The following is a 23,363-nucleotide window of genomic DNA, read 5'->3' on the forward strand; positions in this document are numbered from 1 at the left end:
CGCCCTCGCTTGAAGGACCTGATTGCGGCCATCATCCAGAGCGGACACGACGACGGCAGCGTCCGCCCAGAGGTGACTGGTTCGACGGTGGTCCGGTTCGGCGCCATGCTTGCCCAACCCATGACTGCCGTCTCCGGCTGGGACGAGGCGGCCGAAGAGCAGCGCACGGTCTTTCTGCGCGGCATCGCGTCCGCGGGCTACTGATCGTCACCAGCCGTCCATCTAGAAGCGGACGCAATAATCCGCTTTGGCCCTCTCACGTTCGTTCACGGCCCGTTCCGGCCGCGGCTTTCCTGCGCCGCCGCGGCTTTGCCGATCGAGGCGGATTTTGACGCATGTGATCGCGCGCGCGAGACAGGATGTCGGCGAGCGCCTCGACGTCGGATCGGGACAGCGGAGCGAACAACAGCTCGTCGAGTATGGCGACGTGCCCCGGGAAAACGTCCGCCAGCACGGCACGGCCCTCCGCGGTGACGGTGACGGTGATGCCGCGCTCGTCGTCGCTGGACTGGGTGCGTTCCACGAGGCCACGCTTCTCCAGTGTCTGGGCCTGGTAGGTCAGTCCGCTGCGACTGTAGACGACACCGTCGGCCAGATCGGTCATCCGCCGACTGCCCGTTGGGGAGTCGCCGAGGGTGGCAAGAAGCTGGAACTGCACGTAGCTCAGATCACCGGCCTCGCGCAACTGCTCCTCAACGGCGTGCTTCAGCAGGCTGCTCGCCTCGATGAGGGCGAAGTACGCGCCGAGCTCCGTCTCGTCCAGAGACCGCGGTGGGGAAGACATGACAGCCAACCTACCAGTGCTTCGAACTCCAACTACTTGCTTCTAATTCGAAGCAGTGCTAGCGTTAACGTAGTTGCTTCGAATCCGAAGCACATTGTTCGAAGGGTGAAACGACATGAAGGCAGTACGGTTCCACGAAACAGGCGGCCCGGAAGTCCTGCGCTATGAGGATGCGGAAATGCCGGTCCCTGGCCCTGGTCAGGTGCGCATCCAGGTCGCCGGCTCGGCATACAGCCCGGCCGACGGCGGTATCCGCGGGGGCTTTCTGCCCTTCCCTGTGACGCTGCCGCACATTCCGGGCTATGACGTCTCCGGAACGATCGACGCGCTCGGCGACGGCGTGGTCGGCCGCACGCTGGGCGAGGAAGTCATCGGATTCATTCCCATGGACGCAGACGGTGCGGCGGCACAGTACGTCGTCGCCCCGGCGGAGGCGGTCGGGAAGGCGCCCACCGCTATTCCGCTTGCCGATGCAGCCGGGTTGCCTTCGGTCGGGCTCACGGCCTCACAGGCACTCTTCGAGGCCGGCGAACTCAAGGCTGGGCAGCGGGTGCTGATCAACGGCGCCGGCGGCCCCGTGGGCGGGTATGCCGTGCAGTTGGCCCACCGCGCAGGTGCGTACGTCATCGCCACGGCGAGCCCTCGTAGTCGCAAGATCGTCGAGGCCGCCGGCGCAGACGAGGTCATCGACCATACGGCCACCTCTGTGCTCGACGCGGTGACCGAACCCGTCGACATATTGCTCAATCTGGCTCCGATCACCCCCGAGGGATTCACCGCCTTGGTCACACGCGTCCAGGATGGAGGTGTCGTCGTCTCCACGACACCGATGGTGGAGACGCCCGGTGATGAGGAGCGAGGCGTGCGCGCGGTCACGATCTACGTGCATACCGACGCAGCCGTCCTCGCCGGCCTCGTCGCCCTCATCGACAGCGGTGACCTCCATGTCGAGATCGCCCAGCGGGTGCCGCTGAGCGAGCTGCCGTCGATCCACCGCCAAGCCGACGCAGGCGAGATCCACGGCAAGGTCGTGGCCGTCCCGCCCGCCGTCTGACGACCCGGCTCGCCTGCCTCAAGCAGCCCGGTCCCGCGCGTAACGAAGTCCCGCGATGCGGCCGTCGAAGACGCGCGGCTCCACCAGCCTCATCGACTGGCGGGCGGGCAGCGTCGGAAAGAACGGCGTGCCGCCGCCGAGGATGACGGGGTGGACGAACACCTGATACTCGTCGACCAGGTCGGCCGCCGCCAGGGCTTCGGCAACACCGGGGCCCGCGCGATCGAGGAAGGCATCGCGCTCGTCGGGCCGCTGCTGCTGCGCGGTTGGTTAGCTGACGCTGCGGAGATACCTGCCGAAGTGGGGGACGGTGAACGCGATACGGCCGCGTTCGCCGGAGTAGATCAGGCCCTTCTTCAGCAGTGCATCCCTGGCCGGAGAAAGCGATTGCGGCTTGCGGCCGAGGACGGTCGCGACCGCGGACGTCGGCACGGACTCCACGTCGTCGCGTTCGTCGTCGGGTATGTCGGTCGCAGCGTCGGCCATGGCGCGCAGATATTCGCGTTCGCCGGGAGTCGCTCTCTCATAACGGGATCCGAAGAATCCGACCGCGAGCTCGGCCTCAGCGGCTGGTGCCGACACCGCGATGTCCGCAGCGCCGACGGGCGAGCCCGGGGCGACGTCCCACGCGACCTTGCCGTAGGCCTGGATGAAGTAGGGATAGCCACCAGTGGCGGCATACATCGCCTCGAGTGCGGCGTCGTCGAACTCCGCATCCTCCTCCTGCGCCGGTGACTGCAACGCCTTGTCGGCGGCTTCACGGGGGAGCCGGCCAATGCGTGCGTAGCGAAACAGCCTCTCGCTGTAGGACTTTGATGCCGAGAGCACCGCGGGCAGGTGCGGCAGACCGGCGCCGACCACGATGATCGGCAGCGACGCCTGGCTGATCTCGTGGCAGGCCGCACACAGCGCCGACACGTCGTCCGGGTGCAGGTCCTGCATCTCGTCGATGAAGATCGCGATGCCGCGGCCCAGGTCGGCGGCCAATCCGCCTGCGTCGGAGAGCAACTCGACCAGGTCGATCTCGATATCGCCGGAGTCGGCACGACCCTGGACGGCGGGTGCGTCGATGCCCGGATTCCAGCGGTCGCGCAGCTTGGCGTTGGCGCCGGCGTCGCGCTGGGCGAAGGACTTGATGACGCCGAGCACCTGGTCGACATCCTCCTGCTGGGAGTGGCCCAGCTCGCGAACGGCCTGGTGCAGCGCGGACGACAGCGGACGACGCAGCCGCTGCTCGGGGCGCGCTTCCAGCTTGCCGGTGCCCCACTTCGCCCGAACAGCCGCTGAGCGCAGCGCATTCAGCAGGACGGTCTTGCCGACTCCCCGCAGGCCGGTGAGCACCACCGAGCGTTCCGGGCGCCCGCGAGCGATGCGCTCCAGCACTACGTCGAAAGTGCGCAGCTCGTCGTCGCGGCCGGCCAGCTCGGGCGGGCGTTGCCCGGCGCCGGGCGCGTAGGGGTTGCGTATCGGGTCCACGCGAGGACTGTATGGGTATATCTAGGGTTTGGCTGATACATCGTTAGCGTGTCGCATCGAGGTACCCAGCGGCGAGGGCCCGCATCGCTTTCACGTTGCGGACGGTGATGGCGATCATCACGGCATACGCAAGTATTTGTATGGCGGCGGAGGCGGCGACGGCGAAGTCGAGCGATGCCGTGTAGATGACGATCAGCCGCACGACCGACTCGAGCACCAGACCGAATCCCCACAGCAGGGCCAGCCGGATGAATCCGGTTCGGAAGTCGGCGGATTCGCGCCAGCCCCGCTCCAACTCGGCCAGTGACTCCGGGTCCTGCGCGGCCAGTCGCTTGCCGACGGTCAGGGCCAGCGGTCGCTGCAGCACAGCACTGCCGAGGAAGACGAAGCCGGCGATCGCCGTGACGACACAGCCCTTCACCACCAGCCAACGGGCGTAGGCCCACGTCCCACGCGAGCATCGTCACCAGGCCGATTCGTCGACGGCCGCAAGGGTTATCCACGCGCTGAACCGCGAAGTTGCCGATAGATCAGCATTCCCTAATCGTGATGACTGCTGCAGCACCTTTTCTCGCGTCGACGGTCGTCGGCTCGTCGAGTTGGGCCAGGTCGAACGTGCTGAGCTCTGCGCCGCACGTCACCGCGCCGTCCATGCAGAACGCGAAGACCTGCGCCCCGGTCGGCACCTCAATGCGTGCACCGTCACCCACGACGGTCGCGACGTCGGCGACATACCGGCCGCGCCTGGTCATCACGTTGAAGTCCCGGGTCGGCCCATCGGGCACGGCGCAGCTCACCTCGGTGCCGCCATCGAAGCTGTATGGCGAAAAACGTTGCAGTTCAATCACATCAGGCGTCTGCAAGACCATGCGACCGGTCGAGCACAGCACGATGACCCGATCGACGCCGTCCAGCCGGGAGAAGGCGCCGTCCTGCTGCACCTCGGCGACGCTCAGCCGCCAGCCGAAGTCGCCCTCTGCCGGGTGCCGGGCCAGCTCGTGGGTGATGCCACCACCGCCCAACCACGGCATCGTCCTCGCGTCCGCGAAGCGGATCGCCGTGCTGGTCATGTCGTTCCTCGTGTTGTCTCGCGCGCTCGGCTCAGGGGACGAAAGCTTCAGACGGTCAGCAGGGTCTTGATGGCACGGCGTTCGTCCATCGCGCGGTAGCCCTCGGCCGCCTCGTCGAGAGGCAGAGTCAGGTCGAACACCTTGCCGGGGTTGATTTTTCGGCTGACGATGCGCTCGATGAGATCCGGCAGGTAACGCCGGACCGGGGCAGGTCCGCCGTGCAGATGGACCGCGGAGTAGAACAGCTCCTCGCCCGGCAGCTCGACGCCGTGCGAGACGCCGACGAAGCCGACATGACCGCCCGGGCGGGTGGACCGGATCGCCTGCATCATCGACTCCTGGGTGCCGACGGCCTCGATGACCGAGTGCGCGCCATATCCGCCGGTCATCTCCTTGATGCGCTCGACACCCTCGTCGCCGCGCTCGACCACGATGTCGGTGGCGCCGAACTCCTTCGCCAGCTGCTGGCGTGACACGTGCCGGCTCATTGCGATGATCCGCTCGGCCCCGAGTTCGCGGGCAGCGAGTATGCCGAGCAGCCCGACCGCGCCATCGCCAACAACCACAACGGTTTTGCCGGGCTCGACCGCTGCCGCTTCGGCGGCGAACCAGCCGGTGCCGAGCACGTCCGAGGCAGCGAGGAGGGACGGGACGAGGTCGTCGTCCGGCATACCCGGCGTTGCGACCAGGGTGCCGTCGGCCCACGGGATGAGTGCCCGCTCGGCCTGCGTGCCGAATCCACCGACGGGAACCACGTGGGCACAACGAGATTGGTAGCCCGCCTGGCATATTTCGCACGTCCCGTCGGACGCCATGAACGACCCGACAACGAAGTCGCCCGGCTTGACCGTGGACACGTCGTCACCGATCTCTTCGACGACGCCGACATACTCGTGGCCCATCGGCTGCGGCTCGGTGACGTCGTTCACGCCGCGATAGGACCACAGATCGGAGCCGCACACGCAGGTGGCGGCGAGGCGAATGATCGCGTCGGTCGGCCGGGTGATCTTCGGGTCCTCGCGCTCCTCGACCCGGACGTCACCCGGGCTGTGCAGCATCACTCCGCGCATCGCTTCTCCTTCGGATTGGGGTGTATGGCGCCTTCTGGGGTTCACCCTAGACAGCGGTAGAGGAGCACATCGAGTCGCTCCGCCCCTGGATCTCGATACACCTCCCCCGCTGCGCTCCCCCGGCACTCGCTCAGCGGGCGGGCTACCGTCTCGACCTGCGGGTTTCCATTTGCCAGACTCAGCGGGTGGACGAAACCGAGACGGCCGCAGAGGTCACTGTCGACGAACACGACGTGGTCGCGCTGCCCAGCACGAGCATCGAACTGCCCGCCGCGCGTGATGACGCCTGGCGCAGTGGCTTTCCCTACGACGCCCGGATGAGTCGCAAGGAATACGACCGGATCAAGCGCACCCTGCAGATCGAGATGCTCAAGATGCAGGCGTGGGTCAAGGACACCGGCCAGCAGGTCGTCATCGCTTTCGAGGGCCGGGACGCCGCCGGCAAGGGCGGCGCGATCAAGCGGTTCACCGAGCACCTGAATCCTCGCGGCGCGAGCGTGGTTGCGCTCGAAAAGCCCACGGAACGTGAGCAATCCGAGTGGTACTTCCAGCGGTATGTCGCTCACCTGCCCGCGGCCGGTGAGATCGTCTTCTTCGACCGCTCCTGGTACAACCGCGCCGGGGTCGAGCGCGTCATGGGCTACTGCACCAACGACGAATACGACGAGTTCATGCGGTCCTGCCCGCAGATCGAGCAGATGTGGGTCAACTCGGGCATCCGGCTGATCAAGCTGTGGTTCTCCGTCGGCCGGCACGAGCAGATCACCCGCTTCGAACGCCGCGCGACCGACCCCGTCAAGCAGTGGAAGCTCAGCCCGACCGATCTCGCCAGCCTGGACAAGTGGAACGCCTACCCGCGCCAAGGAAGCGATGTTCGAGCACACCGACACCGAGTGGGCGCCCTGGACGGTCATCAAGTCCAACGACAAGAAGCGCGGCCGGCTCGAGGCGATGCGCCACGTGCTCGACACGATGCCCTACCCGGACAAGGACCGAGCCGTCATCGGCTACCCGGACCCTAAGATCGTCGGATCGGCGAAGCAGATCCTCGATGAGGGCGAGGATGGCTTCCAGGGTGGATATCGCTCCGCCTATTGACGATCGGCGGCAGCACCAAGAGCATCCCGGCCGACCAGACCACGTGCAGCACGACCGGTGCGATCACCGAATCTGTGTGCGCGCGCTCCAGCCCGGCCAACGTGCTCAGCAACCCGGACGCCAGCACCAGCATCGGGTTGCCGGTCGCCGTGGTCACCGCCATGTGCAACACCGTCGTACTCGACACCTCCGGCAGCCCGAGGTGCCCCGCGACGTCATACAACGCTCCCCGGAAGAAGAGCTCCTCGGTGGCGCCGGTGAGCAGTGCCAGTCCCGCGACGATCGGCAACGAACCCCGGCGAGCGTGGTCCAGCACGTCGGCCATTCGGTCGCGCACGAAGGGCAGGCGGGCACCCACCAGGGCACCGCCGGTGAAGACACCGATGGTCGCCGCGCCGGCGACGGCCGGCTGCAGCACGACGGCGCGCAGGTCGGTCGGTAACTCGAACCCCGCCGGCTCGATGGCGCGGACGGCGACCGCACCCGCCGTCCAGGCCGCCGCGAGCTCGACGGCGCGCCGCCGGAACGCCGTGCCGCCGCGCGGACTGCGGATCGCCCGGCGCAGCATCGGCGTGCCGACCGCGAGGGTGAGGGCCGCGACGCCGGTCACGGGGTCGGGGCGGAGCTTCGGGACGTGCATCGTCAGCCCGCCCATTCCGGATCGGCGCTGGTCAACCAGGCCGGATCGGCCTCGCCGGGCTCCGGCAACCCGCCCGATCGACGCGAGCTGCCGCCCAGCGCCGCAGCGATCGAGGCGTCGAGCGAGAGCGGAGCCGGCACACCTGTCGCGTCCCAGATGTCGCGCTCGGAGCACACGACATCGTGGACGAGGCTGCCGACCAGCGGCTTGGCCACCCCGGTGGGCACCGGCGTCACCAGTCCGACCCAATGGCTGGCCAGCCACGGGCTCAGGAACGGAACGGGCACGATCAGTCGTGGCCGCAACCCGTCCGCTGTGGCGAAGCGTTCGATGAGCTTCTGATAGGTCAGGACCTCGCCGCATCCGATGTCGAACGTGCGATTGCTGTCCGCCGGCAACGCGGCCGCCGCCACGAGCAGTCGCACGACGTCGCGGATCGCGATCGGCTCGATGCGACTGCGCAGCCACCTGGGAGCGACCATCGCGGGCAAGCGGTGCGTCAGGTGGCGCAGCATCTCGAACGAGGCCGAACCCGACCCGATGATCACCGCCGCCTGCAGGACCGTCGTCGGCACTTCGCCGGCGAGAAAGATCTCACCGACCTCCGCCCGCGACGCGAGGTGATCGCTCAACTCCTCGTCCTGCGGGTGCAGACCCGACTGGTAGACGACGCGCGACACACCGGAATCGGCTGCGGCTTGGGCGAATCCGTGCGCCATCCGCTTGTCGCGCTCCTGGAAATCGCCCTGTCCGTCCATCGAGTGCAGCAGGTAGTAGGCGACATCGGCACCCTCGAGGGCGCGCGCGAGATCGGCGGGCTTCGTGGCATCACCGGTCACGACGCGGACCGCCGTCTCATCACGCGCCCAGCTCCGCTCGCGGATCGCCTCCGGGTGGCGCGCCAGGACCGTGACCTGCCAACCGTCCGCGAGCAGCGCCGGAGCGAGCCGCGACCCGATGTAGCCGCTTGCACCGGTTACCAGTGCGCGCTTGCTGTTATCGCCCATGCACCCAACCTAACCGGCTTTCAGCTCCCGCCTGCCCAGCACACGGAGCAGCTGCCGCACCGCCTCGTTGTCCCTGGCCTTCGGGGACGACACCAGACACAGTTGCCACCGCAGCGGCTCCGCCAGCCCTCGGATGACGACGCCGCGCGCTTCGCCGGACGGTCGTGGCACCACGGCAACGCCCAGTCCGGCCCGCACGTAGTCGGGGACGGTCGTCAGATCCGGTACCTCCACCAGCACCGAACGACGGACACCCTGGGCGGCCAGGTAACGATCGACCATGGTGCGATTGCCGAATCCGGTTGGAACGTCCACGAATCCGTCCCGCGCCAGAGCCGCCAAGGAAATCGTGGTCTCGGTCGCCAACGGATGCGTCGGCGGCAGCATCGCGACGAACGGCGTGTCCTGCAACACAATCGGCGCAAGATCGGCCAGCTCAGCGGCGTCGAAACCGACCAGTCCGACATCCAGGCGGCCGGCGCGCAGATCGCGCGCGATGTCACTCGAACCGCGTGGCCGTTGGGCCAGCGAAAGTTTCACGTCCGGGTGCTGCCGGTGGAACGCGCCGAGCCGTCCAGGCAGGTCCAACCACTCAAGACTGGTCAGCGTGCCGATCCTGATCCGCCCGCGCAGCGTCTCACCCTGATCGCCGCCGATCGACCGGATCTTCCTCTCGTCAGCGAGAATCCGTTCGGCTATGGGCAACAACTCCGCGCCCTGCGGAGTCAGCTCGACCCGGCGGGTGGAGCGCGTGAGCACGGCATACCGCAGGTCCTTCTCCAGTGCCGCGACGCCAGCACTGACCGTCGACTGCACTGCGTTCAGCCGCGCGGCGGCCTGAGTGAAGCTGCGCTCCTGCGCCACTGTGACGAAGTATTCGAGCTGCCGGGTGTCCACGCGATCCATACTAATCGGCTTCACCGATGAATCATGTGACGATTGTTCGTTGGACACGATCAGCCTGCAGGACAACCATTGACGTATGACGACAACCACCTCGGACTCCGCCGCCGCGCGGATCGACCACGCGGGCCACCGGCGCGCGTTCTGGCTGGTGGCCACGGCGTTCGCCGCGACGATGGCCTTCACCACCGTCCCGACCCCGCTCTACGGCCTTTACCAGGCACGCGACGGGTTCCCGACGCTGATGATCACGGTGATCTTCGCGGCCTACGGCTTCGGCGTCATGGGTGGGCTCTTCCTCGTCGGTCACGTATCGGACTACCTCGGCCGGCGCCGCATCTTCCTCGCCGCAGTGATCACCGAGTTGGTGTCCTGCCTGATGTTCGTCTTCCTCAAGGACGTCGCCAGCCTGCTCATCGCCCGCTTCATCTGCGGGGCTGGCATCGGCGCACTGACCTCGACCGCGACCGCCCATCTCAGTGAGTTGCGCTCGGTCGGCGCACCCGCGGAGGACGGTAGGCGAGCCAGTCTGGTCGCGAGCGCCGTCAACACCGGCGGCCTGGCCCTCGGGCCCATCATCGGCGGTCTCCTCACCGAGTGGTGGCCCCACCCGCTCACTCTGCCGTACGTCGTCTTCCTCGTCGCGCTGCTCGTGGTGGCAGTCGTAGCGGTGACTGCTCCGGAAACGGTTGACATACCGGATCAGCGCCCGCCGTACCAGCCGCAGCGCGTGAGCGTATCCCCAGAAGTACGAGGCGAGTTCATCGCGACCGGATTGGCCGCGGCCGGCTCGTTCGCGGTGCTCGGCTTCTTCACCTCATTGACCGGCAGCGTGCTGGGTGAGGTGATGCATCAGCACTCGCGGCTGGTGATCGGGCTGGTTGTCTTCGGGACCATGGGCGCATCCTCGGTGTCGCAGGTTCTCCTGTACGGGCTGCGGCCCCGGCTCAAGCTGCAGGCCGGCATAGGGCTCATCGTGGCCGGCCTGGTGCTGGTCGCGGCCGGCACGCTGATCAAGACGCTGGCCGTCTTGTCGACCGGCGGAATCGTCGCCGGCGCCGGCATCGGCTTGATCTTCGCCTCCAGCATCGCCGCCGCCAATCGGATGGCGGATCCGGCGCGGCGAGGCGAGACGGTGGCCGGAATGTTCCTGGCGGCATACGCCGGGATCACCGTGCCGGTCATCGCGTGCGGGGTGCTGCTGAGCTGGGTGCCGACGGTCACGCTCGTGGTTTGCTTCGCCGCGCTGATCATCGTCGTCGCCGTGACATCGACGTGGCGGATGTTGAAGTTCACCCCCTGAGTCGGCCTAGCCTGTCCGGGTGAGTGTGGACGATGACCAACGTCAGACCGTGGCCGACTTCGTCGCCGAGGCGAGGGCGGCATTGCGACGGGTGACCGGTGATCAGCTCGAGGACATCCGTCGCAGCGGCGGCCACCTCATCGACATCCGCAACGATCACACCCGGCTCGTGGAGGGGCACGTGCCCGGGTCCGTCGTGATCGACCGCCTCGTCCTCGAATGGCGGCTGGACCCGACCAGCGGCGCCACCATGGATGGCGCACCGGGCTTCGACGACGTCGTCGTCGTCGTCTGCAACGAGGGCTACTCCTCGTCGATCGCCGCCCGCGACCTGCAGCACCTCGGCTTTCGGCACGCGACCGATCTGGTCGGTGGCTTCCGACAGTATGCCGCCGAGGGACTCCCGGTCGTTGCCGATCCGGTCGCCGTCATCCGCTGAAAATCCTCGCGGCGGTTTCCCCAAAAAATTTTCCGGACAGGTCTGGCACTCTCGTCAGCAGAGTGCTAATTTTTTGGCCGTAGGAATTCGTAGTTGGTTGCCTCCGGGTAACCGGTAGGCTGCCCCTGATCGTTGGAGGTTGCTATGCGCTCTGACTCGATTTCTGATCTCGACGCCCTTGCCCGCAATCTGCTGGGCATGCGTGCCGGCTCGGCGCGCTCCCCGCAGTTCATGCCGATCGACCTCTACCGGGTCGACGACCATTACGTACTGCACGCCGACCTTCCCGGGATGGATCCCGGCAGTATCGACGTCAACGTGGATCGTGGTGTCCTGACCCTGACCGCGCACCGGACCCCGCCGCCGGAGAACGACGTGCAATGGCTGACCAGTGAACGCTTCGCCGGCGTCTACCGCAGGCAGATCACCCTGGGTGACGACATCGACACCGAGCGGATCGACGCGAGCTACGACAACGGCGTGCTGAACCTGACCATCCCGTTGCACGAGCGTGCCAAGCCGCGCCAGATCCAGGTCATCCACAGCAACGAGAGCGACCAGCACTTGGTCACCTCGCAGACCGACACATCGGACCGGACGCTGAAAGGAGGCGAATAACACCGCGTAGGCAACCGTAACCGTCGAACAACCGCGGCGGCCGGGTGTGGATCAAGGGGCCGTCTTCAGCCCAGTCATCCTCTCGTCCATCACTTGCTGATCTCGCCCGGTCGCCGCCCACAGCTTTCATGGTCATTTCATGGTCGCGTTCCGAGGTGCACCGCGATGAACCCAATCCAACCCGAACCAGCGGACCTACGGGCCAGGACGATTCGGGAACTGCTCGCTGAACTGGCCCGGATAGAGGAACGCCTGAACAGCCGGCGCGCTGCTGCCCATTACCGCGCGCACCCGGAGATCGCCCGGTGGGACCGCCAGGTGCGCGCCATCCGCGCGGAACTGCAGCGGCGCCGTACCAAAGCCCTGCCGGACAGCGTGCCGCTGACCGATGCGAACGAAGCAGACCGGGTCGAGCAGTTGATCACCGTCGACGGCGGCTTGGACGATGACTACCCGCACCAGCAGGAGATCGACCACCCGATGTGAGACCTTGTGTCGGCTCGAGCGACAGCCGGTTGCGACGGCCGGTTCTGGGTACGACATGCCCGTAGGTGAGAAGCACTGCGCTGAGGTACCTTCGCCATCACGAGGCGGAGACGTAAGTCGGTCGAGGCCGACGGCGTAACCGCCGATCCCGACCTCCAGCGATCGAGGACCGGGCGAAGCGAACACCGACCACAGGGAGCCGACCGCGTATGACCGAGTCCACCGCCACGCCCGGCCGCCCGGTCGGCGCGCTCGTCAATGGACCGGCTCCGCTGCTCGTCGACGCGGTCGTGCGAGCCGCGCGCGAGGCTCACGAGGCCCCGGACGTGGTGGATGCTGCGTTGAGCCTCGCCCGGCGCCTCGGTGCGGAGCTGCCGCTGCCGGCAATGGGGCAAACCTGGAAGTTGTGGTCGTCGCTCGCGTCGCTGGCGACGGTCGATCTGACTGTCGCCAGGGTCGTGGAGCCGCACTTGGATGCTCTGGCGATCCTGCATCAGGCCGCAGCGGACGGTCACCATCCAGCTCCGCCCGGACCGACGGAGACCTGGGGCGTGTTCGCGGCCGAGGGACCGGGCACGCGGTTGTCGGCCGAGCAGGTTGCCGACGGCTGGCTGCTCAACGGGGTCAAACCGTGGTGTTCCCTGCCCGGTCGGCTCGACCGCGCCCTGATCACCGCATGGGTGGATGACCGGCAACGCGGCCTGTTCTCGATAGACCTGCACGACCAGGGTGTCCGCGTCGACCGCACCTCGCAGTGGGTGGCGCACGGCCTGCCCGACGTCACCAGCGTGGGCATCCGACTCGACCGGGTGAGCGCAACTCCCGTCGGACCGCCGGGCTGGTATCTCGAACGCGAAGGGTTCGCGTGGGGCGGGATCGGCGTCGGGAGCATCTGGTTCGGCGGAGCGCTCGGCCTCGCCGAGCGGGTGCGAGCGATTCGTCGCACGCCGGACCAGATCGCGGAGTTGCACATCGGGCAACTCGACGTGTCGCTCTGGGCCTGCGAGCAGTCCCTGCGGGCAGCTGCCGACCAGGTGGACAGCGATCGTGCCCCATCGCCGGCGGTCCTCGCGAACCGCGCACGGTCGGTGTGCGCGAACACCGCCGAAGACGTGCTGCGAGTGGCTGACCACGCACTCGGCCCGGCGCCGCTGACCACGGAGGTCGACTACGTCCAGCGCGTGAGCGACTTGCGCCTCTACGTACGCCAGCACCATGCCGAGCGTGACCTGGCAGCCCTCGGCCGCTTGCTCATCGCCGAGGACCAGCAATGACGGCACCGGCCCGAAAGCCGTCGCGCCGATGACTTTCCATCACACCGATACCGGAGTCAGCCAGTCCGTTTGGGCGGATCATCCCAGCGTCAAGGGGGCCGCCGAAGCCACCCTCGCGGGCGTGCGGCACATCGTCGTCGTGGCAGCACACCCCGATGACGAGACCCTCGGGGCGGGAGGGCTGATCGCCACCGCGACCGCTGCCGGCATACCGGTTGATCTCCTCATCTTCACCGCCGGCGAGTGCTCCCATCCGGGCTCACCCACCCACGACAAGGCGGCACTCACCCGGATCCGGTCCGCTGAGGCGGAGCGCGCCGCCACTGCGCTGGGGCTGCGAACAGGGTCGGTCCGCGTGGGCGGCATACCGGACGGGCAGGTCGCCGACCATGTCGAAGAGCTCACCGCGTCGATCGTGGCGCAGGCCGGCCGGCTGGACCGAGCGGGCGAAGTCCTGATCGTGGCGCCGTACCGGCAGGACGGGCACCCGGACCACGACGCCGCCGGCGCTGCCGCGGCGGCCGCCGCACATCGCACCGATGCATCGCTGCTGGAGTATCCGATCTGGTTCCGCCACCAGTACACCCCGGACGACCTGCAGGCGGATCGACTGCAGCAGCTGCACCTGACCCCGGCAGCACGCGCGGCCAAGCGGCGGGCGATCGACGCGCACCGCAGCCAGGTGCGACCGCTCAGCGACCAGCCCGGTGACGAGGCCATCCTGCAGCCGGACTTCCTCCGCCACTTCGCCGAACCGGACAGCGAGCTGTTCCTCCACGACGAGGTCCCACCCGACACCGTCCTGGACGAACTGCACCAGCGCGAGTCCGAACCGTGGGGCGCCGACAGCCGGTGGTACGAGCAGCGCAAGCGGCAGCTCGCACTGGCCATGCTGCCGCGCGCCCGGTTCGGGCAGGTCCTGGAGGTCGGCTGCTCCACCGGTGTCCTGACGGCACAGCTGGCGGGTATGGCGGATCGGGTCATGGCGATCGACAGTTCTCCTGCCGCCATCGCTGCGGCGACATCGCGGGTCCCCGCCAACGTCGAACTGGCGACGGCTCAAGTCCCCGACGAGTGGCCGCGCGGGAGCTACGACCTGGTGGTGTTCTCCGAGGTTGGGTACTTCCTGAGCCCGGCTGCTCTGGCGCGGACCATCGCCCGCATCGAGCGCTGCCTTGCGCCGGAAGGGGTGGTGCTGTTGTCGCACTGGAGGCATCCCATCGATGGCTGGCCGCTGGACGCGGCCGCCGTGCACCACGCGTTCGCCGGCTCCACGCTGCCGCCATCGCAGGCCGTGTACCGCGACCGCGATGTGGAAATGATCCTGCTGTGCGACCTGCAGCAGCTGCCCGACCCGGGCGCATGAGCCCGCTGACGGTGCACGTGGTCATCCCGGCGCACAACGAGCAGGAACTGATCGGCGCCGCGGTGACAGCTGCGCGGATCGCCTGCGCACGGGCCGAGCACGAAGTCAACGCACGCACCACCTGCACCGTGGTCGCCGATGCGTGCAGCGACGACACAGCACGCATCGCCGAAGCCGTAGGTGCCGAGGTGCTGGCAGTGCACGCTCACCGCGTGGGTGCAGCACGGCGGGCCGGGATCGACCGGGCGCGACAGCTCGTGCCTTCCCGAGCCGACGACACCTGGATCGCCTGCACGGACGCCGACAGCGTCGTCCCCTCGGACTGGCTGCTGGCTCACCTGCGACACCGCCGTGCGGGAGCTGACCTGGTCCTCGGCTCGGTACGGCCCCGCTCGGACGATCTACCGATTCCGCTCATGGAGGCCTGGCTCGCCAGGCATCACCCCGACCGCGCCCAGCACGGTGTCTACGGTGCCAACATGAGCTTCGATGCCGCCGCCTACGACCTGGCCGGAGGGTTCGCCCCACTCGCCGCGCACGAGGACCGCACTCTCGTGGAGGCGTTCCGCCGACGCGGCTTGCAGGTGCGAGACGCCGCAACCATCGAGGTGCTGACCTCCGGGCGACTCATCGGGAGAGCACCCGAAGGCTTCGCCACGTACCTGCACGCCCTCGGTCGGCGCATCATGGGAACGGACTCGATCGGCGCGGCGAGGAACTCGTCACTCGCGGACGTACCGCGGGTAGGTCTGCTTCGCGGCACGGGCGACATCGAGGTCGATCTCGACGGTGACGAACGGCTCGTCGTCGGTGGTGACTGCGAGCACGTCACCGTCGGGGCTCATCACCCAGCCTGCCCCGCCGGCCTCGACTCCTGAGCCCGATGGCACCCACTGATTGGACGACACGCAGTACGCGCCGGCACAGACGGCGGCCGCCCGGCCGGCGGCCAGCCACCGGTCAAGGGAGTCGAACGGGGTCACACGGGGGATGCACAACAACTCCACCCCGCTGCGGGCGTAGTGCCGTGCGCATTCGAAGAACCAGAGCTCGGTGCACAGGAGGATGCCGACCCGCGCGGCGCCGGCGCGTGCCGACCCGAGGCGGAGCTCGCCTCGGTCATACCAACTGGCCTCCCAGAAGCCGGCCTCATCGGGCAAGTAGTACTTTTCGCGGAGCCCCACCGCTCCGGTCGCTGCCGTCCACGTGAACGCTTCGTTCCGCCGGGCCTGCGTCGGTCGCGCGCGACTACGGCGGGAGCACCGAGATCCGCCAACCGCCTGACGGCTGCGTCGTGCTCCGCGACGCTGTGTTGCCACCGCCGGGAGTCAGCAACCGGGTCGCCCACCCGATCGGCGGCCAGCCACGGTGAGAACGGCATCTCGGGCAACACGACCGCATCGGGCGCAGTGCTGGCGATGTGGGCGGTCAGGGCGGCAAGCGCTGCCCGCCGGTGCGGCTCTCGGGTGTCCAGCTGGGCCGCGGCAACCTTGAAGGATTCGGTCATGTGCTCATCTTGACCTTGGACCATGCCGAGTGATCGATCGGCTCGTCCTCGAATGGCGCCTCGACCCGACCAGCGGCGCGGCGATGGACGGAGCGCCGGGCTTCGACGACGTGATCGTGGTGGTGTGCAACGAGGGCTACTCGTCCTCCATTGCCGCACGGGACCTGCAACGACTCGGTTTTCGCCGCGCCACCGACCTCATCGGCGGCTTTCGGCAGTATGCCGCGGACGGCCATCCCGTCGTCCCGGAGCCGACACGGGTGGTGCGCTGACAGATCAGCGCAGTCGGACGACCTCGAACCGGTCCTGCGGATGCGCGATGGCGTCCTGCGACTGGATCAGCTGGATCTCACGAGTGCCCGCCTGATGCGTGCGCTCCATGATCGAGAACACCGAATCCGCAGTGTCCGCAAGGGCTTTCGCAGGAGTCTCGGTGAGCCACCGCGCGAGGAAGATCGCGGCCGTCGCATCACCTGCACCGGAGACATACATCGGCAGCAGCGGCGTAGTCACGAGCCACGCGCCGTCATCCGTGACGACCGCGAGTTGCACTGAATCTGCTGGGGTTTCGTCGGTCTGCACCGACGTGACCAAGACGGTGCGCGGCCCGCGGTCGCGCAGCGAGTCCACCGCCTGCAGCACGCCATCGACCGTGCGTGCCTCCGAACCGGTCAGGAAGTCCAGCTCGAATTGGTTAGGCGTCACGATGTCCGCCGCGGGAATCACCTTGTCCCGCATGAACTCCGGGATGCCCGGCCGCACGAAGAAGCCGCGCTCGACGTCGCCCATCACCGGATCCGCGCAGTAGATCGCCTTCGGATTGGCGGCCTTCACACGCGACACCGCGTCGAGGATCACCGCGCCGACCTGCTCACCGCCCTGGTAACCGGACAGCACCGCATCGCACTCGCCGAGCACGCCGCGCTCCTCGATGCCGGTGATCACGTCGGCGACGGTCTCCGGCTCGAAGACCGGGCCACGCCACTCGCCATACCCGGTGTGGTTGGAGAAGTGCACCGTGTAGACGGGCCACACCTCGAAGCCGAGTCGCTGCAACGGAAACACCGCAGAGCTGTTGCCCGCGTGGCCGTAGGCCACCGAGGACTGGATCGACAGGATGTTCACCGCGGCAGTGTATGGCGGAGGGGTCGCCCGCCGGTCAGATGACCTGCGCGTCGGCACCCGAGTCGGTGACGACCGGCTTGCCGACATACATCCACTGCTTCATGCCGCCCTCGACGTTGGCCGAGTCGAACCCCTGCTGGTTGAGCCAGGCCACCACGCGACCGGACCGGTTGCCGGACCGACAGATGATCGGCAGCGGGTCACGCTCGTCGGACTCGGGCAGTTCGTCGAGCCGCGACGGCAGCTCACCCATCGGAATGTGTATGGCGCCCGGCGCGTGCCCGGCATCCCATTCGTTCTGCTCGCGCACATCGACGACGACGGCGTCGTCCGCCAATTGCTCGGGCGTCGTGTAATCAGTCATGCCTCAATCCTGACCCATCCGCCCCGCCCGATGATCGACAGGCAGCCCAAGAGTTCGAGCGGCCTACGAAAACTGGCGGAATCCGTATGCAGGGGTATGCCGGTCGATCAGCCGGCACGCCGGCCCCGCCACCGCCGCAGCGGCACGCCGGCGAACCCGAGCCCGCACAGCACGAAGACGGCCAAACCGGTGGCGAGCACGGTCGCCGCGAGCGCCGCCCCCAGGAAGACAGCCGTCACGACGCGCGTTCCGGAGCCACTGACCGCATCGGCGACTGCGATGACCTCGACGAGCAGCGCCAGAAAGGGCAGCACCAGCCCGAAGGGCACCACGAACGCCGCTCCCATGGTGAACGAGCCGGCCGGCCCGGCCGTGCTCCTCGTGCTGCGGCGCTTGAGCTGCGACTCGAGACCCACGCACTCCGTGTCGTCCGCGTCGCGCCGCACCAACGCCCGAACCCAGGCGCGCAGCTCGCTCCAGAAGCGCACGAACCGACGCAGCATCACCAGGTTGCCGCACGCCGCCGCGGCAACGAGCAACCAGCCGATGCCGACAAGCACCGGGCTCACGGTGTGCCCGTCGTCCCCCTGGGTGGCGCCGAAATAGACCAGGAACAGCCCGCCGACCAGCAGGTAGGCCAGCCCGCCGAACGCCATACCGCCGCGCACCGTGAGGAAGCGCGACTGCTCCAGCTCGCCCGCCCGCGCCTCGAGGTCGACCGCATCACTTTTCACGCGGGCATTCTGCACCCCGGACCCGTACCGATCCCGACACTGGGGAGACTTGTGCACGCGCCGCAGCGTCCGGGCGTAACTGACCGGCCCGAGCCGCTACTTCAGCAGTCGCGACATACGGCGGTCGGCCAGCGGCTTGCCACCGGTCTGGCAGGTGGCGCAATACTGCATCGATCGATCCGCGAACGACACCTCGCGCACCACGTCACCGCAGACCGGGCACTTCTCGCCGGTGCGGCCGTGCACGCGCATCCCGGCACGTTTGGCGTCCTTGAGATCCTTCGCCGGTTTGCCCGACGCCGCCGCGATCGCGCCGGTCAGTATGTCGCGCAGCGCGTCATACAGCCGGTCGACCGCCTCGTCGTCCAGCTTCCCGGCAGCGGCGTATGGCGAAAGCTTCGCCGCATGCAGCACCTCGTCGGAGTAGGCGTTGCCCACCCCGGCCAGCACGGACTGGTCCCGCAAGAGCCCCTTGATCTGACTACGTGACCCCGCGAGCAGCCCCGCGAAGTCCGCCCGCGAGATCTCCAACGGATCCGGTCCCAGCGACGCGATGCCGGGCACCTCGGCCGGATCGCGCACGACATATACCGCGAGGCGCTTCTGGGTGCCGGCCTCGGTCAGGTCGAAACCGGAGTCGTCGGCGAAGCGCATCCGCAGCGCGATCGGCGACTTGCCCGGTCGCACCACGGTCTGCGGCAACTTGTCGGACCAGCGCAACCAGCCGGCGCGGGACAGGTGGAAGACCAGGTGGATCCCGTCGACGTCGATGTCGACCCACTTGCCGTGTCGGGTCACATCGGTCACCGACAGGCCGCCGAGCGAATCCACCGGCGGGTCATAGGTTTTCAGCACCGAGAACGACCCGAGGTCGACCCGGGCGACGGGCAGGTCGACCACCCGTGACCGCAGGAAGTCGACGAGGCCCTGCACCTCGGGCAGCTCAGGCATCGGCGTCGCTCCGTTCCCCGGCGGTCGGTGTCGTGTCGCGGCCGTCCGCGAGCGCCTTGCGCACCAGCCGGTGCAGTGTGAAGCCGTCGGGGCCCTCGCACACCATCATCCGGATCGGCCGGCCGCGCAGCTCGTCGCGCACCAGCGGGTGACCGTGCGAGAGGAACTGCTGGGTCGCGGTCAGCTGCCGGATCGCGATGCACGCGACGTTGTCGGGATGCTCGACGGCGAAGTCCTCGTAGATCACCGGGTCGTGCTGGCCGTCGTCGCCGACCAGCAGCCACTGGATGTGCGGGAACTCGCGCGCCAACCGGCGCAGCGAGGAGCGCTTGTGCGCCTGGCCGCTGCGGAAGATGCTGTCGTTGGTCGGACCCCAGTCGGTCAGCAGCGCAGGCCCGGACGGGAACCCGTGCCGCCGCAGGAAGCGCATCAGGATCGGCTGGGTGTTCCAGGCGCCGGTGGACAGGTAGACGATCGGCGCCCCGGGATTGGCCGCCAGCAGTGAGCGGTACATCGCCGGCATCCCGGGGACGACCTTGCGGGCGGTCTCCTCCAGGACGAAGGAATTCCAGGCGGCGATCATCGGCCGCGGGAGGGCCGTGACCAGGCAGGTGTCGTCGACATCGCTGATGATCCCGAAGCTCGTCTCCGGCGAGATGACCTGCACCGGCACCTCGAGGTCCAGCTCGTCGACACTGATCGTGGCGACCTGCCAGCCCGGCTCGAGACCGTGGCCGGTCAGCTCGATGTCGAGGTAGCCGCCGCGGTCGGTCGTCGCCTCTGCGCTGGCCGCACCACAGCTGATCCGCACCTCGACCTCGGCGAGCGGCGCGGTGAAGAACACCTTGAAGCCGCGCCGGGTCGGCGCCTCCTCAGCCGTCGGTGCGGTGGCCGGCTGCCCGTCCCGGGCCAACACGACACGGGCCAGCACGCGAGCAAAGCCGGTGCCGCCATACCCGGTGAAGGGGATGACCTGCAGCTTCCATCCCCGTTTGCGCAGCCGTCGAGCGACGACGGCGTTGACCGCGTCCTCGGCGCGTGCTGCGGGGTGGGGCTTCGACATACGCTCAGATTAGAGCCCGGCGCAGACTATTGGTCATCGTCACCCGGGTGAACGATGCCCAGGATGATCTCGGTCGCGCTGCGCAGCGACTGGCGCTCCTGCTCACTGAGCCGCGCGAGCTCCGGTGCGAGCGCCGCGGCGCGAGCCGCACGCAACCGCTCCAGCTGGGCGCGGCCCTGCCCGGTCAGCTCGATGAGCGCCACCCGCGCGTCGTTGGAGTCGGCCGAACGCGTCGCCCAACCGGCCGCCTCCAGACGTTGCACCTGGGTGGTCATCGTCGGCTGGCTGCAGTGATCGGCGTTGGCGAGCTCACCGATGCGAGCGGGCCCGAGCTCGTCGATCAGCGACAGCAGCCGGCCCTGCGCGGGCGGGATCCGCAGCTCGGCGTGCCGGGTCGCCCAGCGGTTGAGCCGGGCGACCGCACCGAGGAGCCGGGCGCCTTCGTGATCGACATGTTCGGGTTGCATGGGCGTATGGTATATAGAAATGCTATGCGTAGTCAATACTGAGCATCATGTGACCGGCTCGCGCAGCTCGCGCTTGAGGATCTTGCCCGTCGCACCCTTGGGCAGCGCATCGATGAAGACCAGCCGCCGCGGATATTTGTATGCCGCCACGCGCTCCTTCACCCACTCGGTCAACGTCTCGGCGTCCAACTCTGATCCCGGCGAGCGGACGATGTATGCCGCGATCTCTTCGCCGTAGTGCTCGTGCGGCACGCCGATGACTGCCGCCTCCACGACGTCGGGGTGCTCGTAGAGGACTTCCTCGATCTCGCGCGGGTAGACGTTGTAACCACCGCGGATGATCATGTCCTTCGCGCGGTCGACGATGAAGAAGTAGCCGTCCTCGTCCATCTTCCCCAGGTCGCCGGAGTAGAACCAGCCGTCGCGCACCGCCTCGGCGGTCGCCTCCGGACGGCCCCAGTAGCCCTTCATGATCAGGTCGCCGCGTATGGCGATCTCGCCGATCTCGCCCACGGGGGTGTCGGAGCCGTCCGGCTGCGCCAGCCGCATCTCGACGCCGTTGAGCGGCACCCCGATCGAGCCGACCTTGCGCGGCCGGTCGGGCAGGTTGAAGGACGCCACCGGCGAGGTCTCGGACAGGCCGTAGCCCTCCAGGATCTTGGCGCCGAACCGCTCCTCGAACTTGCGCATCACCTCGCCCGGCAGTGCCGCACCACCGGAGCAGCAGGTGCGCAGCGACGAGACGTCGACGTCCTTCCCTTTCTCGACATCACCGGCTGCGGCGAGCATCGCGTTGTACATCGTCGGCACGCCCTGGAAGATCGTCGCCTTGTCGCGCTGCATGATCTCCAGCACCTTGCCCGGCTCGAAGCGCGGGATCAGCGTCATCGTGGCGCCGCTGCGCACGGCGGCATTCAGACCACAGGTCAGGCCGAAGACGTGGAACAACGGCAGGCAGCCCATGATCACGTCGCCCGGGCCGATGTGCACCAGCTGACTGACGACCATCTCGCAGTTGTCGTCGAGGTTGTGGTGTGTCAGCTCAGCGCCCTTCGGGCGGCCGGTGGTGCCGGAGGTGTAGAGGATGACGGCGGTGTCGTCGTCCGCGCGCTCCACCGGCTCGGGCAGCGGGTCGGCGTCGCCGATCAGCGCGGCCGGGTTCGTGGGATCGACCAGCTCGAAGTCGGTGCCGGCGTCCTGCGCGCCCAGCGGTCCGTCTCCCGGCATACCGAACATCAGCGAAGCGCCGGAATCGCTGAGGTAGTAGGCGATCTCGCGTGGCTTGAAGAGCGGGTTCATCGGCACGACCGTCGCGCCGGCCCACAGCGCGCCGTAGAAGATCACCGGGAACGTCGGCAGGTTGGGTTGCGACAACGCGACCCGGTCACCGGGCTGTATGCCGCGCGCCGCCAGCTTGCCCGCGAACTTCGCCGCCGCGTCCCGCAGCTGCGCGTAGGTCAGCGTGAAGTCGTCGAGCCTGACCGCGACAGCATCCGGATGCTGCTCGGCGGTGCGGGCGAGATTGGCGGCGAGGTTCGTCATGCGACAACTGTAGATGGCGGGGTGACCCGGGTCACAGATTGTGCACAGGGGGCCCTTGGCGGATCGAGTAGGGCGAGGTGGGAGGGCCGTATCGAGATCTAGGGGGTGATCGCGGCCGAGACGCTGCCGCTGCCTTTCTCGAGGAGTTGCTCGGCCCGAGTCGCGTCGACACCGGCCAGCAGCATCACCACCGCGACCTTGGTGCGGCCGCCGGCCGCGGTCAGCGCGTCGGCAGCGGTCTGCTCGTCCGACTCCGTCGCCGCGGCGACGATCCGGCGGGCCCGGTCGACCAGCTTGGCGTTGGTCGGCCGCATGTCGACCATGAAGTTGCCGTAAGTCTTGCCGATTCGCACCATCGCCGCCGTCGACAACATGTTGCAGACCATCTTCTGTGCGGTGCCCGCCTTCAGCCGGGTGGAGCCGGTCAACACCTCGGGGCCGGTCGCCACCTCGATCGCGACCTCGGCCTCCTTGCCGATCAGCGATCCGCGGTTGCAGGCGAGCGCGACGGTCTGCGCACCGCGCTCGCGTGCGCGACGCAGGCCACCGATGACGTATGGCGTCCGCCCACTCGCGGCGATCCCGACGACCGTGTCGTCGGGTCCGACCTCCAGTCCGTCGACGTCGGTGGCCGCGGTGCTCATGTCGTCCTCGGCGCCCTCGACGGCCTCGACGAACGCCCACTGGCCACCGGCCAGCAGCGCGGTCACCTGATCGGCGTCGGTATCGAATGTCGGCGGGCATTCCACCGCGTCGAGCAGCCCGAGCCGTCCACTGGTGCCGGCGCCGACGTAGATCAATCGGCCGCCCGAGCGCAGCGATGCCGCGATCAGATCAACGGCCTCGGTGATCTCCGGGAGCGCGTCACGCACGGCGACGGCCACGGTCCGGTCCTCGTCGTTCATCAGCTCCAGCATCTGCCGGGTGTCCATCACGTCCAGGTCGGCACTGCGGGGATTGCGCGCTTCGGTGGTCAGCTCACCGAGGTTCATGCCGCCCTCCTCCTTCGTCGGATGCCGGCA

General features: G+C 68.3%; 26 protein-coding genes and 3 pseudogenes. 11 read left to right on the forward strand and 18 right to left on the reverse strand.

The features are described 5' to 3' along the window. The first annotated feature begins 9 nt into the window (after window positions 1-9). A complete protein-coding gene (locus tag IEX71_RS11535) occupies window positions 10-204 on the forward strand; it encodes a hypothetical protein (RefSeq protein WP_188837146.1) in 195 nt (64 codons plus the stop codon). A gap of 52 nt (window positions 205-256) precedes the next feature. Here the strand turns inward: IEX71_RS11535 and IEX71_RS11540 are convergent, their stop codons facing one another. Next, entirely contained in the window at window positions 257-784 is a 528-nt protein-coding gene (locus IEX71_RS11540; protein WP_188837147.1) for a MarR family winged helix-turn-helix transcriptional regulator, read from the reverse strand. A gap of 115 nt (window positions 785-899) precedes the next feature. Between IEX71_RS11540 and IEX71_RS11545 the strand changes: the two genes are divergently transcribed. Further along, complete coding sequence (locus IEX71_RS11545) at window positions 900-1,838, forward strand: NADP-dependent oxidoreductase (protein ID WP_188837148.1); 939 nt, start codon at window positions 900-902, stop codon at window positions 1,836-1,838. Window positions 1,839-1,856: 18 nt separating this feature from the next. Here the strand turns inward: IEX71_RS11545 and IEX71_RS11550 are convergent. The 5 genes and pseudogenes from IEX71_RS11550 to IEX71_RS11570 all read right to left on the reverse strand — a co-directional run. Next, window positions 1,857-2,045, reverse strand: a pseudogene (locus tag IEX71_RS11550) (dihydrofolate reductase family protein); the annotation flags it as partial. 63 nt (window positions 2,046-2,108) lie between these two features. Beyond that, window positions 2,109-3,314 (reverse strand): ATP-binding protein, encoded by a 1,206-nt coding sequence (locus IEX71_RS11555; protein WP_188837149.1) that lies wholly within the window; start codon window positions 3,312-3,314, stop codon window positions 2,109-2,111. A 43-nt stretch (window positions 3,315-3,357) separates the two neighbouring features. Beyond that, a complete protein-coding gene (locus IEX71_RS11560; RefSeq protein WP_188837150.1) occupies window positions 3,358-3,738 on the reverse strand; it encodes a VC0807 family protein in 381 nt (126 codons plus the stop codon). A gap of 106 nt (window positions 3,739-3,844) precedes the next feature. After that, complete coding sequence (locus IEX71_RS11565; protein WP_188837151.1) at window positions 3,845-4,384, reverse strand: HutD/Ves family protein; 540 nt, start codon at window positions 4,382-4,384, stop codon at window positions 3,845-3,847. Between the two features lie 47 nt (window positions 4,385-4,431). After that, window positions 4,432-5,454 carry a zinc-dependent alcohol dehydrogenase family protein gene (locus tag IEX71_RS11570; protein ID WP_188837152.1) on the reverse strand — a complete coding sequence of 341 codons (1,023 nt, stop codon included), beginning with the start codon at window positions 5,452-5,454 and terminating at the stop codon, window positions 4,432-4,434. 233 nt (window positions 5,455-5,687) lie between these two features. Between IEX71_RS11570 and ppk2 the strand changes: the two are divergent. After that, window positions 5,688-6,552, forward strand: a pseudogene (gene ppk2, locus IEX71_RS11575) (polyphosphate kinase 2). On the opposite strand, the gene IEX71_RS11580 reads toward ppk2, so the two are convergent. From IEX71_RS11580 to IEX71_RS11590, 3 genes are read right to left on the reverse strand one after another with little or no spacing between them, the layout of a single operon-like run. Then, window positions 6,473-7,207, reverse strand: a complete 735-nt coding sequence (locus tag IEX71_RS11580; protein WP_188837153.1) for a CPBP family intramembrane glutamic endopeptidase — start codon at window positions 7,205-7,207, stop codon at window positions 6,473-6,475. The pseudogene ppk2 and the gene IEX71_RS11580 overlap by 80 nt on opposite strands. After that, entirely contained in the window at window positions 7,195-8,199 is a 1,005-nt protein-coding gene (locus tag IEX71_RS11585; protein ID WP_188837154.1) for an SDR family NAD(P)-dependent oxidoreductase, read from the reverse strand. Before IEX71_RS11585 ends, IEX71_RS11580 begins: the two co-directional genes overlap by 13 nt. A gap of 9 nt (window positions 8,200-8,208) precedes the next feature. Further along, window positions 8,209-9,096 (reverse strand): LysR family transcriptional regulator, encoded by an 888-nt coding sequence (locus IEX71_RS11590; RefSeq protein ID WP_188837155.1) that lies wholly within the window; start codon window positions 9,094-9,096, stop codon window positions 8,209-8,211. A gap of 85 nt (window positions 9,097-9,181) precedes the next feature. On the opposite strand from IEX71_RS11590, the gene IEX71_RS11595 reads away from it, so the two are divergent. From IEX71_RS11595 to IEX71_RS11625, 7 genes are all read left to right on the forward strand, one after another. Continuing rightward, window positions 9,182-10,405: an MFS transporter gene (locus IEX71_RS11595; RefSeq protein ID WP_188837156.1), complete on the forward strand. Its 1,224-nt coding sequence runs from the start codon at window positions 9,182-9,184 to the stop codon at window positions 10,403-10,405. A 19-nt stretch (window positions 10,406-10,424) separates the two neighbouring features. Then, window positions 10,425-10,844, forward strand: a complete 420-nt coding sequence (locus IEX71_RS11600; RefSeq protein ID WP_229749659.1) for a rhodanese-like domain-containing protein — start codon at window positions 10,425-10,427, stop codon at window positions 10,842-10,844. A 144-nt stretch (window positions 10,845-10,988) separates the two neighbouring features. Beyond that, window positions 10,989-11,462 carry an Hsp20/alpha crystallin family protein gene (locus IEX71_RS11605; RefSeq protein WP_188837157.1) on the forward strand — a complete coding sequence of 158 codons (474 nt, stop codon included), beginning with the start codon at window positions 10,989-10,991 and terminating at the stop codon, window positions 11,460-11,462. Window positions 11,463-11,627: 165 nt separating this feature from the next. Next, complete coding sequence (locus tag IEX71_RS11610; protein ID WP_188837158.1) at window positions 11,628-11,948, forward strand: hypothetical protein; 321 nt, start codon at window positions 11,628-11,630, stop codon at window positions 11,946-11,948. Between the two features lie 209 nt (window positions 11,949-12,157). Continuing rightward, window positions 12,158-13,222, forward strand: a complete 1,065-nt coding sequence (locus tag IEX71_RS11615; RefSeq protein ID WP_188837159.1) for an acyl-CoA dehydrogenase family protein — start codon at window positions 12,158-12,160, stop codon at window positions 13,220-13,222. Then, window positions 13,173-14,588: a bifunctional PIG-L family deacetylase/class I SAM-dependent methyltransferase gene (locus IEX71_RS11620; protein WP_188837160.1), complete on the forward strand. Its 1,416-nt coding sequence runs from the start codon at window positions 13,173-13,175 to the stop codon at window positions 14,586-14,588. The genes IEX71_RS11615 and IEX71_RS11620 overlap by 50 nt, the downstream gene beginning before the upstream one ends. After that, window positions 14,585-15,466: a glycosyltransferase family 2 protein gene (locus tag IEX71_RS11625; protein WP_188837161.1), complete on the forward strand. Its 882-nt coding sequence runs from the start codon at window positions 14,585-14,587 to the stop codon at window positions 15,464-15,466. Before IEX71_RS11620 ends, IEX71_RS11625 begins: the two co-directional genes overlap by 4 nt. On the opposite strand, the pseudogene IEX71_RS22830 reads toward IEX71_RS11625, so the two are convergent. Next, window positions 15,398-15,907: pseudogene (locus IEX71_RS22830) on the reverse strand (nitrilase-related carbon-nitrogen hydrolase); the annotation flags it as partial. The gene IEX71_RS11625 and the pseudogene IEX71_RS22830 overlap by 69 nt on opposite strands. Before the next feature lie 217 nt (window positions 15,908-16,124). On the opposite strand from IEX71_RS22830, the gene IEX71_RS11630 reads away from it, so the two are divergent. Beyond that, a complete protein-coding gene (locus IEX71_RS11630) occupies window positions 16,125-16,367 on the forward strand; it encodes a rhodanese-like domain-containing protein (RefSeq protein WP_188837162.1) in 243 nt (80 codons plus the stop codon). A 4-nt stretch (window positions 16,368-16,371) separates the two neighbouring features. On the opposite strand, the gene pdxY is transcribed toward IEX71_RS11630, so the two are convergent. From pdxY to murQ, 8 genes are all read right to left on the reverse strand, one after another. Continuing rightward, the gene (pdxY, locus tag IEX71_RS11635) at window positions 16,372-17,220 is read right to left on the reverse strand and encodes a pyridoxal kinase PdxY (RefSeq protein WP_188837163.1); all 849 of its coding nucleotides are present in this window, start codon (window positions 17,218-17,220) and stop codon (window positions 16,372-16,374) included. A gap of 34 nt (window positions 17,221-17,254) precedes the next feature. After that, the gene (locus IEX71_RS11640) at window positions 17,255-17,584 is read right to left on the reverse strand and encodes a rhodanese-like domain-containing protein (RefSeq protein WP_188837164.1); all 330 of its coding nucleotides are present in this window, start codon (window positions 17,582-17,584) and stop codon (window positions 17,255-17,257) included. Window positions 17,585-17,691: 107 nt separating this feature from the next. Then, a complete protein-coding gene (locus IEX71_RS11645; RefSeq protein ID WP_188837165.1) occupies window positions 17,692-18,318 on the reverse strand; it encodes a hypothetical protein in 627 nt (208 codons plus the stop codon). Window positions 18,319-18,414: 96 nt separating this feature from the next. Further along, the gene (locus IEX71_RS11650; RefSeq protein ID WP_188837166.1) at window positions 18,415-19,269 is read right to left on the reverse strand and encodes an Fpg/Nei family DNA glycosylase; all 855 of its coding nucleotides are present in this window, start codon (window positions 19,267-19,269) and stop codon (window positions 18,415-18,417) included. After that, on the reverse strand, window positions 19,262-20,332 hold the full coding sequence (locus IEX71_RS11655; RefSeq protein WP_188837167.1) for an App1 family protein phosphatidate phosphatase: 1,071 nt from the start codon (window positions 20,330-20,332) through the stop codon (window positions 19,262-19,264). The genes IEX71_RS11650 and IEX71_RS11655 overlap by 8 nt, the downstream gene beginning before the upstream one ends. A gap of 26 nt (window positions 20,333-20,358) precedes the next feature. After that, a complete protein-coding gene (locus tag IEX71_RS11660) occupies window positions 20,359-20,799 on the reverse strand; it encodes a MarR family winged helix-turn-helix transcriptional regulator (protein ID WP_188837168.1) in 441 nt (146 codons plus the stop codon). Between the two features lie 45 nt (window positions 20,800-20,844). Next, on the reverse strand, window positions 20,845-22,341 hold the full coding sequence (locus tag IEX71_RS11665; RefSeq protein ID WP_188837169.1) for a long-chain-fatty-acid--CoA ligase: 1,497 nt from the start codon (window positions 22,339-22,341) through the stop codon (window positions 20,845-20,847). A gap of 98 nt (window positions 22,342-22,439) precedes the next feature. After that, a complete protein-coding gene (gene murQ / locus IEX71_RS11670) occupies window positions 22,440-23,333 on the reverse strand; it encodes an N-acetylmuramic acid 6-phosphate etherase (protein WP_188837170.1) in 894 nt (297 codons plus the stop codon). Window positions 23,334-23,363 lie beyond the last annotated feature (30 nt).

Source organism: Flexivirga endophytica, assembly GCF_014640635.1.
GTDB lineage: Bacteria > Actinomycetota > Actinomycetes > Actinomycetales > Dermatophilaceae > Flexivirga > Flexivirga endophytica.